Source organism: Carboxylicivirga caseinilyticus (genome assembly GCF_050589785.1).
GTDB classification, from domain to species: domain Bacteria; phylum Bacteroidota; class Bacteroidia; order Bacteroidales; family Marinilabiliaceae; genus Carboxylicivirga; species Carboxylicivirga caseinilyticus.
Map to the genome: position 1 here is coordinate 126,376 of NZ_JBNGOX010000004.1, position 16,493 is coordinate 142,868.

Annotated in this window: 15 protein-coding genes and 1 tRNA gene; 8 read left to right on the top strand and 8 right to left on the bottom strand. The window is 35.7% G+C overall.

The features are described 5' to 3' along the window. Positions 1–52 precede the first annotated feature (52 nt). Positions 53–574, top strand: coding sequence for a heme NO-binding domain-containing protein (locus tag ACRD62_RS03180; protein ID WP_430818673.1), 522 nt, complete (start codon positions 53–55; stop codon positions 572–574). 157 nt (positions 575–731) lie between these two features. Here the strand turns inward: ACRD62_RS03180 and ACRD62_RS03185 are convergent, their stop codons facing one another. The 5 genes from ACRD62_RS03185 to ACRD62_RS03205 all read right to left on the bottom strand — a co-directional run bounded on the left by ACRD62_RS03185 (position 732) and on the right by ACRD62_RS03205 (position 5,071). Next, positions 732–920 carry a hypothetical protein gene (locus tag ACRD62_RS03185; protein WP_430818674.1) on the bottom strand — a complete coding sequence of 63 codons (189 nt, stop codon included), beginning with the start codon at positions 918–920 and terminating at the stop codon, positions 732–734. A 110-nt stretch (positions 921–1,030) separates the two neighbouring features. Next, positions 1,031–1,546 carry a hypothetical protein gene (locus ACRD62_RS03190; RefSeq protein WP_430818675.1) on the bottom strand — a complete coding sequence of 172 codons (516 nt, stop codon included), beginning with the start codon at positions 1,544–1,546 and terminating at the stop codon, positions 1,031–1,033. Between the two features lie 58 nt (positions 1,547–1,604). Beyond that, positions 1,605–2,255, bottom strand: coding sequence for a peptide chain release factor H (gene prfH, locus ACRD62_RS03195; protein ID WP_430818676.1), 651 nt, complete (start codon positions 2,253–2,255; stop codon positions 1,605–1,607). 5 nt (positions 2,256–2,260) lie between these two features. Next, on the bottom strand, positions 2,261–3,664 hold the full coding sequence (locus ACRD62_RS03200) for an RtcB family protein (RefSeq protein ID WP_430818677.1): 1,404 nt from the start codon (positions 3,662–3,664) through the stop codon (positions 2,261–2,263). A gap of 393 nt (positions 3,665–4,057) precedes the next feature. Further along, positions 4,058–5,071 (bottom strand): helix-turn-helix transcriptional regulator, encoded by a 1,014-nt coding sequence (locus ACRD62_RS03205; protein ID WP_430818678.1) that lies wholly within the window; start codon positions 5,069–5,071, stop codon positions 4,058–4,060. Positions 5,072–5,728: 657 nt separating this feature from the next. On the opposite strand from ACRD62_RS03205, the gene ACRD62_RS03210 reads away from it, so the two are divergent. Beyond that, positions 5,729–6,829: a slipin family protein gene (locus tag ACRD62_RS03210; protein ID WP_430818679.1), complete on the top strand. Its 1,101-nt coding sequence runs from the start codon at positions 5,729–5,731 to the stop codon at positions 6,827–6,829. Between the two features lie 54 nt (positions 6,830–6,883). Further along, positions 6,884–8,047 (top strand): RtcB family protein, encoded by a 1,164-nt coding sequence (locus tag ACRD62_RS03215; protein ID WP_430818680.1) that lies wholly within the window; start codon positions 6,884–6,886, stop codon positions 8,045–8,047. A gap of 175 nt (positions 8,048–8,222) precedes the next feature. Here the strand turns inward: ACRD62_RS03215 and ACRD62_RS03220 are convergent, their stop codons facing one another. Next, a complete protein-coding gene (locus ACRD62_RS03220) occupies positions 8,223–9,062 on the bottom strand; it encodes a hypothetical protein (RefSeq protein ID WP_430818681.1) in 840 nt (279 codons plus the stop codon). Positions 9,063–9,169: 107 nt separating this feature from the next. Here ACRD62_RS03220 and ACRD62_RS03225 point away from each other — a divergent pair, with 107 nt between their 5' ends. Beyond that, entirely contained in the window at positions 9,170–9,451 is a 282-nt protein-coding gene (locus ACRD62_RS03225; RefSeq protein WP_430818682.1) for a hypothetical protein, read from the top strand. Positions 9,452–9,894: 443 nt separating this feature from the next. Here ACRD62_RS03225 and ACRD62_RS03230 read toward each other — a convergent pair. Next, positions 9,895–9,968 (bottom strand) — tRNA-Met (locus ACRD62_RS03230). Positions 9,969–10,263: 295 nt separating this feature from the next. On the opposite strand from ACRD62_RS03230, the gene ACRD62_RS03235 reads away from it, so the two are divergent. The 4 genes from ACRD62_RS03235 to ACRD62_RS03250 all read left to right on the top strand — a co-directional run bounded on the left by ACRD62_RS03235 (position 10,264) and on the right by ACRD62_RS03250 (position 15,209). Then, positions 10,264–10,653, top strand: coding sequence for an START-like domain-containing protein (locus ACRD62_RS03235; RefSeq protein WP_321408075.1), 390 nt, complete (start codon positions 10,264–10,266; stop codon positions 10,651–10,653). Between the two features lie 127 nt (positions 10,654–10,780). Further along, positions 10,781–12,241 (top strand): LptF/LptG family permease, encoded by a 1,461-nt coding sequence (locus tag ACRD62_RS03240; RefSeq protein WP_430818683.1) that lies wholly within the window; start codon positions 10,781–10,783, stop codon positions 12,239–12,241. 137 nt (positions 12,242–12,378) lie between these two features. Further along, the gene (locus tag ACRD62_RS03245) at positions 12,379–13,890 is read left to right on the top strand and encodes an LptF/LptG family permease (RefSeq protein ID WP_430818684.1); all 1,512 of its coding nucleotides are present in this window, start codon (positions 12,379–12,381) and stop codon (positions 13,888–13,890) included. 83 nt (positions 13,891–13,973) lie between these two features. After that, complete coding sequence (locus ACRD62_RS03250) at positions 13,974–15,209, top strand: bifunctional 3,4-dihydroxy-2-butanone-4-phosphate synthase/GTP cyclohydrolase II (protein WP_430818685.1); 1,236 nt, start codon at positions 13,974–13,976, stop codon at positions 15,207–15,209. A 192-nt stretch (positions 15,210–15,401) separates the two neighbouring features. On the opposite strand, the gene ACRD62_RS03255 is transcribed toward ACRD62_RS03250, so the two are convergent. Further along, positions 15,402–16,478, bottom strand: a complete 1,077-nt coding sequence (locus tag ACRD62_RS03255; protein ID WP_430818686.1) for an anhydro-N-acetylmuramic acid kinase — start codon at positions 16,476–16,478, stop codon at positions 15,402–15,404. Between the last annotated feature and the right edge of the window lie 15 nt (positions 16,479–16,493).

A 16,493-nucleotide genomic window follows, 5' to 3' on the forward strand; every position in this document is an offset into this window, starting at 1 on the left:
AACAAACAATCCTTGTTACAAATAAGGACAGGGAAACTTTAAAATAGTAATTATGAAAGGGGTTATTTTAGATTGTTTAAGAAATCTGGTTTCAAAGGAATTTGGAACAAGTCAGTGGCAGGAAATATTAGTTGATTCTGGATTAAAACCAAATGAGACCATTTTATCAACCATTGATTTTGATGATCAGGTAGCAATTAGTTTAATCGGTTCTACTTGTAAAGTATTAAACCTTAGTATTGAACAAGCAGCAGAAGCTTTTGGAGATTATTGGATGAATTATTATGCCTCTAAAATCTATGCTGCCTATATGGTTAAAGCTAAGTCGGCTAAGGATTTACTTTTGATGCTGGACAATATCCACCTAAAAGTAACCAAAAGTATGCCTAATGCCCGTCCTCCAAAATTCACATACGACTGGAAGGATGATAAAACACTTGTTATGGACTATATATCAGACAGAAATCTGGTTGACTTATTCATAGGATTAGCTAAGAGTGTTGGAAAGTTTTATGACGAAAAACTAACTGTATCTAAAGGCTCGGGTAATAATGTTATCATTAAATTTCAATAATCAGATACCATTTAAGAGCTTACAATACTGATTTTATATCACCAAAACAGGAGGGTATCCGTTTTTGGACACCCTCTTAATTTTTAATTCCACTGTGTTCTTCTATAGCGCTTCCAGTTACGATTGCGCAACTTTGATGCAGAGGAATTAGTACATTCTATTCCATGGGGAAACAATAAGAACAACCTCCCATTTTTAAATAGTTATGAATCCTGGATATCTGACGATTTCCAAACCTTCTGGGAATAACAACTACCCCATTTTCATCTATACCGAATGCCTTTCTAATACGGTGCTCAAATTTTGTTTTAATTCGCTTATTAAGCACCCATTCTGTATCTTTCATTTTTCCTAGTAAAAGTGAATACTTAACCAGGAACTCCTCTATATTTAGTACGGAATAGAAACATCAATTTTTCTATTAAATATGAAATTATAACTTTCTCCGAATTTTTCTTAATTCACAACCTCTTCTTTACTAATCTTATCCATATACTTTCTTTTCATCTTCACTCTTTTAATTTCACTATTCAAGTGATTCAAACAATCTTCGTTATATGCCTCTAACCTGGCCTCCTTATACAAAGAAATTGCCTTTGCATAATCACGCTGTGATTCGCATATCAATGCCTGAAAACTATAGGTCTTTGATAAATCAACGCCTCGTAATTTGGTTGCGTAGGTTATTAGGTTCTTTGCCCTATCATACTCTTTCAGAATAATCAACAGTAGAATATAGGCCATACACACATTTAAATCTTCCGGATTATTAGCCAGGGCTTTTAAATAATATTCTTCAGCACTTTGAAGATTATTCATCTGCTCCTGCTGCAACTTACCCATTAGGTAATTGGCACCCGAATGTTCATTATCGTGACTTAAAGCATAACCCAGATTTTCAATTGCTTCTTCCAGATTGTATGGATATTGGTCGAGAGCTTTTATATAATATTGATCCGCTAATGTATTCATTGTTATTATTTTAATCTAGCAACTCTCTTCTAAGCGTGTTCTTTAAGGAGTTGCGTTTTTATTTATAATTTGATTTACTTTCCCGAATCTTAAAATCACTTCCGTAAAAGGTTCTAATTGGATTACCTCTTTGTATCTCTGAATGATTCATCCATTCGGTTTGAATTTTACTTTTTTGGTTATTTATCTCCTCAAGCTGGAAAAGATCAAATAATCTCTGTCTTGCAATCTTCTTGTTTTGAAGTTGAGATCGACTTTCAGAAACCAAAACACTTAATCCACTTGGATTATGCTTTGCTCTTATAGCCGTACTCACCTTATTCACATGCTGACCGCCGGGTCCACCTGATCGAATAGCCTGATAGCTGATATCTTTATCCTCAATAGCACAAGATTCATTTAAGAATTCAATCTTATTGACGGCAATAAACCAGTTTTTTCGTTTATGATGTTTTCGAAACTGACTTTGTCCAACCCATTGAACAGTTCCTATCCACTGTTTTGAGAAGCTTTCAACGTTTTCACCTTCTAACTTAATGCTTGCAGAGAAAAGGGTTCCATTCTCCATCCCTTTTTCTCTGTGCATTATATCGTAGTTAACATTAGCCATCTTAGCTTCGTCAATAATATACTTCAAAACTTTTGCTACCACCCAGCAGCATTCTGCAGGGCCACGTCCTGATGTTAATTGTAATATGATTGTGTTCATTTCTTTTATTGTTTATCCATTCTTACTATCTGAGGATAAAACTTACCCTCAATACTGATCAGATCATGTTGAGATGACATCACCTCTTCTAAATTTTTATAGGCCATTGGAGCTTCCTCAGTACCTCCACCAATCAGAGTAATTTTCTGCTGTTTCAATAACTTTTTCAGCTCACTGCCGGTGTTACTATCCTTGGCTTTCTTGCGACTTAAGCGCCTTCCGGCTCCATGAGAAGCTGAATTAAGTGCATTAGTATTACCTCTTCCGGAAACAATGTATCCCGGATCTACCATATTTGCAGGAATAATGCCCATCACACCTTTAGCCGTTGGTGTCGCACCTTTACGATGCACAATCAACTCCTGATCATTAATAGTCTCCTTCCAAGCAAAATTATGATGGTTCTCAATAAAGGCTACCGGCTTAATGCCTAGCGCTTTTGAAAGTCGGTAATGAATAATATCATGACACGCCTTTGCATAATCTCCAGCCAGGTTCATAGCTAACCAATATTCCTGACCTGCCTCACTGTTTAAATCGAGCCATGCTAAGTGTTGAGCTCCGTTTGGTAACTTACATTGTTGTTTAGCTATTTGAGTATAATTACCGGCAATGGCAGCACCCAATCCTCTAGATCCTGAGTGAGCAAGTAGTCCAACATATCTACCCTCTCTCAATTGAAAAGCATTGTCGCTCTCTAATTCAACAATACCGAACTCCACAAAGTGATTGCCCGAACCTGAACTTCCCAATTGATTCTGAGCTTTACCTTTTAATTGCCATAGAATATCAATTTCATTGAATTCATTTCTTGATAATACTTCATGATCCAGCTCGTGTTTCTCAATTTTACCGATACCAAAGTGCGTATGATCTTTTAAAGCACTTTTAATTTGATAACTGTTTCGGTTAATAAATTCGGCTGGAACATCATAAATACTTAGTGACATTCGGCATCCAATGTCAAGGCCCACTCCATAGGGTATTACTGCATTATCAGTCGCTAAAACACCTCCAATGGGTAATCCGTATCCAACATGTGCATCGGGCATTAAGGCTCCATATTTCGAAATAGGCAATTGCATCGCTGATGTCATCTGCCTTATTGTATCCTGAGTAATATGCTTCTTACCGAAGATGCCAAATGGCTTTTCTATAGCCTCCAAGTGATAGATGGTTCCGTTGTTTGTTTTTATTTTTCCGATTAGTTCTTCGGCTATTTTTGAAAGTGAAGCATGCTCTAAATAATCCTTTGGATTAGAATGAACTGCTTCTAAAAGTTCCAGTTTAGCCACTTTTGATAAATGCTTATAATCGCTATTAATAATGTTAATGGCCAAACTTTTAGCTCTATCTGATTTATAATTTATCTTTTTAAGGTCTTTACCTTTAATCTTAGACTTGCTCATTAGTCAGAGTAATTGACTGACTTTTCAGATAGGCTTACAACAAAATATAGCTATTGCGTGGATAGTCCTGATAAATAGAACAAACACAATAATCTAGACCTATCAAAGTCAGATGTAATAAATAAAAATGTGATTTGATGAATAAGGCTTAATTGCTTATTCAGATGATCAGACAACAAGAGGTGTGATTAGTTCTCAACTAACCATTCTGATCTATTTGCGGGTATGTGATTTAAGCTCCAACATAACTATTTCCCCTTCTTATAAAATGATACATAGGGTGAAATGCGTGGCAAATATAAAATAGAATTGTTTAATATTCCAAATCGAAGCAATAAATATTTAAATTTATAACAATAAGGGTAGTTTTCTATTCATGTTCAACAATCAATATTAACCACTGTAATATTCAGAAGCTGCCTTGACTAATTTCCCTATTTTCTTTCTTAACGATGGTGGAGATAAAACTTCAATGGAAGGTCCAAATCCCAGGATCAATCTTTCTAGCTCAAAATTAGGCACAACCCTGATTGACACAACAATACCCTCCTTCTTTTCTTCAAGAACTCGCTGCGACCAATGCAATGGTTTGGTTAAAATATAGGGTTTATTATCATTGTTGATAAAGAGCTTTATAATCCGAGGCAAAAGACCGGAATTAATGGTAACACCAATTACATTTTCATAATAGGTGTTTGGATCAAAGGTTGGATCCTCCTTAAACGGGATTTCATCCATTACTTCAAAAGAATGAATACGATCCAAAGCCAGATTCATTATCATATCCCCTTTCTTCATCTTCCCAATCAAAAACCAGCGGTTATTGTATTCTTTTAGCAGATAAGGATTAAAATAAATACGGTTGGCTTTTTTAGCTTTAAAAGACTGATAATCGATTTTAATAACCTGATTGTTTAAAACAGCCTTATATAATCCGTTAAGATGTTCCAATCCTTTCAGGTCTTCATTGCGTTCGATATGCATTACAGGACGAGAACTGGAATGCTCAGAATGTATCTTGTTTTCCAGTTTGTGAATCAGACCCGTCATTTCTTTAAAATGATTGAAACCCTGAAACTGTTTCAGAATCTCCACAGCATCATTTAATTTATTCAAATCCTGATCAGAAAGAGGTAGTTGGGTAATTGAATATACCGGATCTTCATAGGTATAGTACTTTTTATCCTGCACAATAATAGGTGCATTATAACCCAGTTTTTCACTGCGCATCATTTGAATATCCATTTGTACTGTTCTTCTGCTTACTCCCTTGTCAATACCTTCATACTCATACAATGCATCAGAGCATGCATCAATTAAATCCTCCAAAGTCCACAGACGATAACGGTTTCGAAGACATTTATCAATGGTTGTGTAACGTATTAATGCATTCCTATTAGCAGGCATATCTAATTTTTTTACAGAAAAATAGAAAAAAACTTTAACTACGCAAAAAGACTGCGCAGTGGTGTTGAATCTTTGTATCGTCAAAATGACAAAAACGTTCTTTGAAGATGATTCACTTTCTGTGATTTAAAATATTTCTTCTTTCATAAGAAGATAAAGATATGATGATGATGGCTTACAAGACGAGATGACAGTTTCTGTATAACTGCATAGTGTTGGCTTAATAAAGTTCAATATCCTGCTTGTATTTCAACTGATTCATACGTTCGATGTAGGTTGGAGGTTCGAGTCCTCCTCCTGGTAAATACCAGGATAGCACAATGGGTAGAGCAACATCACCTTTATGGCTGAGTCTAATGACGACAGGTTCGAATCCTGAAAACTGAGGTTGACCAACTCTGATTAATGGTTACAAGAAAGTAGAATGACAATCGGCCGGTTAGCATCTTAGGATGATAACAGTCTTTGGATAACCTGTGAATGAGATGAAATGATTATGAACGGTAATTACTTTCTCTGTTAAAATGTCTGTTACAACATACAGTCCTTTAAGAGACAAACTCATTATTCTGAAGTAATATTTCTCACATTCCCGTTGCCAAAGATGGCTGGTCATTCCACTATTTTAATAAAAAAACAAACTAAATATACCTTAAAATGAAACGAGTAAGAATAAACAAAGGCAAAGTAGGATTAGTGTTTAGAAATGGCGATTATTTAAAAGTATTAAATGCCGGAAAATACTGGGTGCGCTATACTGATAAGGTGGGCATCTGCAATATGTCAGAACCATTATTATTAACAATGGAACTGAACATTCTTTTACAGGATGAAGAATTAGCAAAATTGCTTAGTGTAATTGAGGTATCTGAAAATGAAATTGTTTTAAATTATAAAAATGGCGTATTCAATGGTATATTAACTGCAGGGAGATATGCCTATTGGAAAGGTCCAACCAATTATACCTTTGAAAAAATCGATATTTCAAGTACTCAAGATATTGATATAAAATATAAGTCTTTAATATCACAACCCCAACTGAGCCCTTATACAAGAACTTACAGGGTTGAGTCGTATGAGAAAGGATTATTATTTATCAATGATCAATTTGAAAAAGAGTTGAGTCCCGGCATGTATTTCTTCTGGAAAAATGACACACCTATTACTATTAAAAGTGCTGATTTACGTCAAAAGCAGTTGGAAGTATCCGGTCAGGAATTATTGACAAAGGATAAAGCCGCCTTGCGTGTGAGTTTCTTTGCGGGTTATAAGGTCGTTGATATTATAAAGGCCTTAACTGAGAATCAGGATTATACCAAACAGCTATATATATCCATTCAGTTGGCGTTGCGTGAATATATTGGTACATTAACATTGGATGAAATATTGGAACGTAAGGAAGAAGTCTCAAAATTTGTGATGGCATCATTAAAGGAAAAAGCGTTGACTTTTGGTGTTGAGATGAAGGATGGTGGTGTGCGCGATATTATTTTACCCGGTGATGTGCGAGAGATCATGAACCAGGTATTGATAGCTCAAAAGAAAGCACAAGCCAATATCATTACCAGGCGCGAAGAAACAGCTTCTACCCGAAGTTTGTTGAATACCGCCAAATTGATGGAGGACAATAAAATGTTGTTCAAGTTAAAAGAGATGGAATATGTAGAAAAGATCGCTGATAAGATAAATACTATCTCTATATCAGGAGGTGGGCAGATCGTGGATCAGTTGAGAGATATCTTTTCTCCTTCCAATTAATTGATATTGAAAGGTGCATAATATCTATGCATCTTTCATTTAAAGAATATTAAAATGAAACAAGTAATATCATCAGAGAATCGACCAATAAAAATGTGGTTGGATAATATTGAAGAGAATGCACTAACCCAGGCTAAGAACCTGGCTAATTTACCTTTTGTTCATAAACATGTGGCCTTAATGCCGGATGCTCATTCTGGATATGGAATGCCGATCGGCGGTGTTTTGGCAACTAAAGGAGTCATTATTCCCAATGCTGTTGGTGTGGATATTGGCTGTGGTATGTGCGCCATGCGAACAAATTTGGAGGATGCGGACTCTGAAACTTTAAAGCAAATAATGTCTCATATCCGTAAAACAATTCCGGTTGGTTTTGATTGGCATAAAGAATCACAAGATAAATCTTATATGCCAGAGGCTGAAGAGTTGCCATTGATAGTTGAACGACATTATAAAAAAGCAACTGTACAAATTGGCACTTTAGGTGGAGGCAACCATTTCATAGAGATCCAGCATGGCTCAGATGGAAAATTGTGGGTGATGATTCATTCCGGTAGTCGAAACCTTGGTAAACAAGTGGCTGATTATTATAATAAGCTTGCAAAACGTCTAAATGAACGTTGGCATTCGTCTGTCCCTGTTTCTTATGATTTAGCATTTTTACCCATTGAGACACAAGAAGCTCATGAGTATATCAATGAAATGAACTACTGTGTTGAATTTGCATTTGCTAATAGAAAATTGATGATGGAACGTGTGAAACATGCCTTATTGGAGGTTTTCAAAGGGAATGTGGAGTTTGATGATTTAATCAATATTGCCCATAACTATGCAGCATGGGAAAACCATTTTAATGAGAATGTATTAGTTCATAGAAAAGGAGCAACCAGAGCCCGTTTGGGTGAAACGGGTATTATTCCCGGATCACAGGGAACCAAATCATATATAGTGGAAGGTTTGGGTAACCCAGAAAGCTTCGAATCCTGTTCTCATGGAGCAGGTCGTGTGATGGGAAGAAAACAAGCTCAACGCGAATTAAATCTGGAAGCAGAAATTAAAAAGCTCAATGATAAAGGTATCATTCATGGTCTCCGCCATCAAAAGGATCTGGATGAAGCAGTCGGAGCCTACAAAGATATTAATGTAGTTATGGCTAATCAGGTAGATTTGGTTAAAATCAAAGTTGAATTAGAGCCTTTGGCAGTTGTGAAAGGATAAGCTATTAAGCGCCTAAAATAGGCGCTTTTTTATTAATCAAACACCAAATCGACACGAATCTAGAAAGTGTCTTTAACGAGGAGTTACCCAACCAGTGAAGAACTTATATTCCAGATGATGTTTAAATGTCATAACCACATTTTAACCTGATTAGGTTAATCTTCAGTCAACATACTTATTCTTTATTCGTCTTTTTTAAATACCTACTACTGAACCAGCCAATTGGTCTGTAATTATCATATTCATCACTGCCAGGATAAAGTATTGTTTCACCAGTGGGAGCCTTATCCATAATTACCAACCACCATACCCTTCCGGTCGAATCCTCTTTTGATGCTAATGCAGTACCCTGATCGCCTTTATAATAAACGGCGGAAATATTTTGCCCATCAATAACATCAAATGGAGTATCTCCTTCAGGTATACCTATTTCTATATCAGGAGCATATCTAAGATTATATGTCTCATTCTGTATTTCGAATCGGATTGGATTCATATACTTCAAAGTAGAATCAATTACAACCATATTAGCAATATCATCAACTATATTGAATTGTTCCTTCTCCTTACAATACTTGATAGTAACTAAATGATCAACCCAAGCGCCGCAACAACCATAATCAAAAAGCTTTATAACAGAACCATTTAATGTGTCCATCCATTCGACGACATGCCCAATAAAACTTTGTGTGATTCTATACTGGCCCTGATCATTCATTAGAATAACCAGCATTTCCCCTTCACCACCATTCCAACCATTATAGATTATATCAGTCCACCCATCCTGATCAATATCCTTTGAATGAAACATACCAATATTTTTTGCCCAGTGCTCTTCATAGATAAAATCATAATGTTCCTTAAAAAAAGATAGTTGTTTCAACTGATCCATATCAATGGCATTAAATCCGTGGGTTTCCCAATTAAATTCGATAGACCTATTAAAATACTTTAAATCTTGTGCTTTAATTGTCAAAGTAATTAGAAATAGAAATAATGAAAGTAATAGTTTCATGAGTTTGTGGTCGTTGATAATTAGATATTATTATAAAAGTAAGTTTTTTTAAGAATTTGGAGGCCTTGATTTTTATAACTTTCAGGTTGAAAGTAGAAATATGAGTTATGGAACAAACTATAAAGCGAATCCTTGAAAAGGAATTTAAGGCTAATCAGGTGGATATGCGCACCCGCGTTTCTATTTATGCTGTTGTAGGAAATAAGCCTATAACCTATATGGTTGATTGTTTTCTTGGAGATGGAGGTAAAAGTCTTTCCATAAGAATGAATGCTCAGCGACCATTTGAACCTAAAGTTATGCCATTAGCTTTTATGGAGGCCTCTAAACTGGCACGTTATTGCGAGATTATTGTCGAAGGTATTAAAGAGTTGGAGCAATATTCTTGAATTCATTACATGTTTAAGTATATTGATTTGAAGATTCGCTCGATGTGCTTTTAATGATATCTAACTTATCTTTTAGCCATTTGTTATGCTCCTAACAGGGGTAAAATGACCTTATTTTTTATTATTCGGACAAAAATAACGCTTTTTATCCGAATACAACACTAAGTACCACAATATCAACACCTCCAATACGGTTGATATATGATGGATACTATTACTGAAGTACTACGAATAACAACTATATTTTATGCACGATTTTCTTTGTGAACTAGAATAGATTACAATATTCCACCAATAAACAGCAGTAAAAAGCAATAAAAAGCAGTAAATAAAAACTATTTCGAAATAGCATTAAAAAAACAAACAGCATCTATGTTACTACATTTGTTTAAACATTTTTCCACAAAAAAAGCAGCCACTTTCGTAACTGCTTGATTTTTAAGTACCGAGAGGCGGGCTTGAACCGCCGACCTCAGGATTATGAATCCTGCGCTCTAACCAGCTGAGCTACCTCGGCATTTTTCAACGAAGCTTTTGATACCGCTGCATCTCTCCGTTTTTGCGGTTGCAAATGTACAAGAAATAGTATCAATGTTCCAACTAAATTTTGAAAAAAAATCAAATATTTTTCAAATCAACTGATCATCAATACTATATTTTTAAAGTCGTAAAACTTACAACCCGGTTTTTGATCGTTTTTATAATCATTCTCATAATATAAAATCAAAATGTTTATCTCTGGTAAAGTATAATTGGTTTTATTATTTGGAGATTTCTACTATATTGTGACCAATTACTAAAATATCACTATCATGTCAAGTCCAAAAGAAAGATTTGAAATAGAATATATCATTAAAACCTCGCCATCAATTCTTTTTACGCGCTTGAGTTCTCCCAGTGGCTTATCTGAATGGTTTGCCGATGACGTTAATTTAAAAGGGAAAATTTACACTTTCGTATGGGATGGAGCTGAACAACAAGCAGAGCAAACATTACGAAAAGAAAACAAAATGGTGCGTTACCATTGGTTAGAGGAAGAGGATGAAAAATCTTTTTTTGAATTTCGCATTAATGTGGATGACCTGACTGGCGAAACTGCCCTTTTGGTTATCGACCATGCCGAACCAGATGAAATTGATGATGCTACTGAATTATGGAATCAACAGATTGAAGAATTAAAACACGGTCTGGGTTCTGTATAACGTTTACTTAAAATTTTAATTAGGGTTGTTATTAAAGTAACAACCCTATTTTCTTTTCGATTTCTTTATTGACATTTGATTAACCCCTTTCATTGTAACACACCCTAATCAATCCAACCTCAATCAAATGAAGAAATTAAACCTCTTCCTAATCAAAAGCTATCTCGGACCTCTGGCTTTAACATTCTTTATTTCTGTCTTTATCCTTGTTCTGCAACTATTATGGAAATATATCGACGATCTAGTTGGCAAAGGACTCGAATCTACCATTATTGCTGAACTCATGTTTTATGCAACCATGCAGGTTATACCAATGGCTTTACCTTTGGCAATACTCCTTGCTTCATTGATGACTTTCGGCAGTCTTGGCGAAAACTATGAACTTACAGCCATCAAAGCTGCCGGTATTTCATTACCAAAAGCCATGAAACCTTTAATTGTGATTACAATTATTCTTTCGATTGCTGCATTTGGTTTCTCCAATAACATTCTACCATATGCGAATCTCCAGTTCTACTCTATTTTTAAAGATATTCAACATGCAAAACCTGAAATGGAGATTAAAGAAAAAGAGTTCTCTAATGGGATAGCTGATTTCAGTATCAAGGTAGACAAGAAGGATAAAGAAAGTAATCTACTGAGAGGAGTTATGATATACGATCAGAGAGGACAGAATATAGAAAGCAACAACGTTACCCTTGCTGACTCAGGCAGATTACAGGTATCAAAGGATAAAACTCAAATGATACTTACTCTATTTGATGGAGTTAGGTATGATGAAAGAAATGATATATTAAAGCCAGAAAAGAACTCCATTGAACATCAAAAACTAAGAAAAGACATTTTTAAAGAACAAATTAACCTGGTTGACCTGCAAGGATTTGGGTTCAACAGATCAGATAACCAGGGCCTGGCAAGCATAGGCGCTATGAAAAATCTGAAGCAACTTAAGTCAGATATTGATTCATTTCAAATACAAAAGAATAATCAAATAGCTCGCCTGACCAAAACCACTATTAATTTCTTCCCCTCATTTGATAAAATTAACAATCAAAACAATAACACCCATTTATCCAATAGACAGGCTTTAACACTAAACGAATTATCAGATCAACAAAAAGAAATAGCGATTGAAACAGCGCTCCACAGGGTAAGATCTGACAAAAATGCAATAGATAACCAAATCAGATTGATCAATATTAACGAGAATAAAATAAGAAAACACACAATTGAAATACATCGTAAATACACATTATCTTTTGCCTGTTTTATTTTCTTTTTCATTGGTGCTCCACTTGGTGCAATCATACGAAAAGGAGGACTGGGAATGCCTGTTGTAATATCTGTACTTTTCTTTATTGCATACTATATCATCGACACAATGGGCATAAAAATGGCACGAGAAGGAATTTGGCCTGTCTACTTAGGATTGTGGTTATCTTCTGTAATTATTCTACCCATAGGAATATTTTTAACCTATCAGTCAACTACCGATTCCAGTCTCTTAAGTTCAGATGCTCTGCTGGCCTATTTCAAAAAGTTTATTAAACGTGAGAAATACGATTTAACAAACAGACTTGATAGTTAAAACAAGTGTTACAATTTTCTAATTTACTGTTCCTAATATTCAGCAAACTTAAATTTCGAATGTAAACTATACAGATTATTCTTTCATTCAACTACCTTTGTATTGAATTTCTAAATAGTATGGCAATCAACTAAGGGATGAAGAAATTAAACCTGTTTATAATTAAAAGTTATCTTGGTCCATTATCCATGACTTTCTTTATTTCACTATTCATATTAGTGATGCAATTTCTTTGGAAATATGTTGACGATATGGTAGGTAAAGGTTTAGAGACTCCAGTTTTGGCTGAATTATTGTTTTATGCAACCTTGCAGGTTGTTCCGATGGCTCTTCCTCTTGCTATTTTGCTGGCTTCATTAATGACCTTTGGTAATTTGGGAGAAAACTATGAATTAACTGCAATCAAAGCAGCAGGCATTTCATTACCCCGAACGATGAAACCCCTGATATACATTACAATTTTCATTTCTATTGCGGCTTTCTGGTTTTCAAATAATGTTTTACCCTACGCCAATCTGAAGCTATATTCGTTATTATACGATGTAAAACAAGCTAAACCTGAACTGGAAATTAAAGAACAGATTTTTTATGATGGATTTGAGAATTTCAGGATTAAAATTGACCATAAAGATAAGGAGACCAATCTGCTTCATAACATTATGATCTACGATCATCGTGACCGGTTTAATAAAAACACAAATGTAACACTTGCCGACTCAGGCCGATTGCAGGTTTCAGCTGATAAGCGTAACATGGTTCTTACACTTTTAGACGGTGTTCGTTACGACGAAAAACAAGGCGAAAACAATAAACGACTTCGTGATCGTGATTTACAGAAATTCCGACGGGATGTATTTAAAGAGCAAATTGCTTTAATTGATCTTCAGGGAATGAATTTTGACAGAACAGATGAAAATCTTTTTGCAAACTACGACCGAATGAAAAATCTGAATCAATTAACTCACGACATTGATTCTTTTAATATTCAACGTAATCAATACGTTCAGCGCCTGACAAAAACATCTGAAAATTTCTACTTTCAGACAGCCAGATATGCAGCCAGAAGAAATAAGCAGGAAAATTCAGCTCTTACTTTTATTGATTCAGCCAAAGTTGAAAACCCAGATACATTATTTGCTGGCCTTACCATTCATCAGAAAAAAATGGCTTTAGAAGGTGCCTTACGTAAAGCCCGTGACAATAAAAATCAGATGGACGAAGAAAAAAGGCATATTATTGCACAGGATAGCAAAATTCGAAAACACACCATTGAACTGCATCGGAAATTTACTCTATCGTTTGCCTGTTTTATTTTCTTCTTTATCGGAGCACCGCTGGGTGCCATTATTCGAAAAGGCGGGTTGGGAATGCCTGTTGTTATTTCAGTGCTGTTCTTTATTGTTTACTACATCATCGACACGATGGGTGCAAAAATGGCAAGAGAAGGAATCTGGCCGGTATATCAGGGCATGTGGTTATCCTCAACCGTATTATTGCCGTTGGGAATCTTCCTTACTTATAAATCAGCAACCGACTCAACCCTGCTAAATGCCGATGCTTATATCATTTTCTTCCAAAAATTATTTAAGCGCGAAAAATTTGATTTAACCAACCGATTAGATAACAAAGAAGATATTAAAACCGACTAAGTGAGCATTTTCATTGTTCTGATGCCAATATTTTAACTAATTTTGCAGTCTGAAAACGGAATACTCCGATAAAACAAAATCAAATGCCAGAAGCTCAGGAATTTAAACTTAACACCATTGAGGAAGCTATTCAAGCAATCAAAAATGGTGAATTAATTATTGTTGTTGATGATGAAGATCGTGAGAACGAAGGCGATTTTATTGCTGCAGCAGAACTGATTACTCCGGAGAAAGTTAATTTTATGGCAACTCATGGTAGAGGTTTAATCTGTACTCCTCTAACAGAAGAACGTTGCGAAGAATTAGACCTGGAGCTAATGGTTGGCAAAAATACCTCGAGTCATGCCACTCCATTTACTGTTTCAGTTGATTTGTTGGGTCATGGATGTACAACAGGCATCTCAGCATCCGATCGTGCCAAAACCATTGTAGCTTTGGCTGATCCTAAAACAGAACCCGAAGAATTAGGACGTCCTGGTCATATTTTCCCTTTAAAAGCAAAAAGCAGAGGAGTTTTACGCAGAGCAGGGCATACCGAAGCCGGAGTTGACTTAACCCGACTGGCCGGATTAAATCCCGCAGCTGTATTAGTGGAGATTCTGAATGAAGACGGTACGATGGCTCGTCTTCCACAACTAATTGAAATTGCAAAGAAATTCAATCTTAAGATTGTTACCATACAAGATTTGATTGCCTATCGTTTGAAGAACGAAAGCCTGATTGTTAAAGGTGTTGAAGTAAATCTTCCAACAACGCATGGCGATTTCAGATTTATACCTTTTAAACAAAAATCAAACGGACTTGAGCACATGGCCTTAATAAAAGGTACATGGGAAGAAGATGAAGCCATTCTGGTACGCGTTCATTCATCATGTGCCACAGGTGATATTTTCGGTTCACTACGTTGCGAATGTGGAGAGCAATTGCACAAAGCCATGGAAACTATCAACAAAGAAGGCAAAGGTGTAATTGTGTATATGAATCAGGAAGGTCGCGGTATTGGCTTAATGAATAAAATTAAAGCCTACAAACTGCAGGAAGAAGGCTTAGACACTGTTGACGCCAACACTGAACTGGGCTTTGATGCTGACGAACGAGATTACGGAGTAGGTGCACAAATTTTACGAGAATTGGGTATTAGAAAAATGCGCCTGATGTCAAACAACCCAATAAAACGAATTGGATTGGAAGGATACGGTCTTAAAGTAGTAGAAAATGTAGGCATTGAAGTTAACCCCAATCCGCACAACGAATTTTACATGAAAACAAAACAGGAAAGAATGGGGCACAACCTCCAGTTTTTCAAGTATAAAAAATAGAACAAAAGGAGGCTAAAACCTCCTTTTTTCATTTTCTTTTGTTATTACAAAAACATATTTAACCACAATGTGTTTATAGAATAGTTCTGGTGGGTACCATTACTTATTTTGCGGTCAAGTAATATGTGTTTATTAAAGGGTTAGATGGGTGAATGAATGTTACATAAGCACAGTTGGACCCACCGGTTCTTATTATACTTTATGAATCACACCGGAACACGAATCTTTTGAAGCTCCGGTAACCGAAGACCAACAATTATTTTCACCCCTAAACCGCAATACTCCTAAAAAAGCAAAAATCAAAGCTTCTTTGTAATCAATCAGATTCTGATCAGGTATAATTAGTTGATGATTCAGTTTTTCTTTAAATAAATCCATCAGATAGCCATTATTTACACCTCCTCCGGTAAATAACACTTCACCTTTTTGAAAAGCATTAAGGTCTTTTGAGAAAATAGTTGCAACATGCTCATAATAAGTTCGTGCAATATTTTCAACCGGATCATTCGCATACTCGTTGATCACGGGCCATAATTCTTTTTCAACCCACTCCTGCCCCAACGACTTGGGTGCTGTTAATTGATAGTATTCAAGGTTATTTAATTTTTGCAAAAGCGAATCTATCACTTGTCCTTTTCTACCTAATTGCCCGTCCTCATCAAATTCTTTACCGGTTCTTTGTGCCAGTTTATTAAGTATGAAATTAACAGCACAAATGTCCCAGGCAATCCTCCTTTCATCCATTAAAACCGAAACATTAGCAAACCCACCCAGATTAACACAAGCCGTATATCTATCAAATAATAAATGATCACCAACAGGTACCAAAGGAGCACCCTGGCCTCTAAAACATATATCCAACGACCGAAAATCACTAATCGTTGTAATACCTGTAACTGCAGCTATCATACCTCCATCGCCCAGTTGAAAATTCATTTGATTCCAGGGCTCATGATAGATTGTATGCCCATGTGATGCTATAAAATCAACCTTTTCTTCCACATCCTGAAGAAAAAAGGCGACTTGCTGCCCTAACCACTTCCCATAATCGCGATGCAACTGCATTAGTTCAGATCCATTTGAAAAGTAGGCTCTTCTTAATTGTCTTTCCCATTCTTCGGAGTACTTAACAGTTTGAGTTTTTACGAATGAATAACTCCATTTTCCGTCATTAATGCTTAAATTACACAAAGCAATGTCAAGACCATCCAACGAGGTTCCTGACATAAGGCCTACACAACAATAGGATTTATTAATTTGTTCTAACATATACAAGTGCACTAA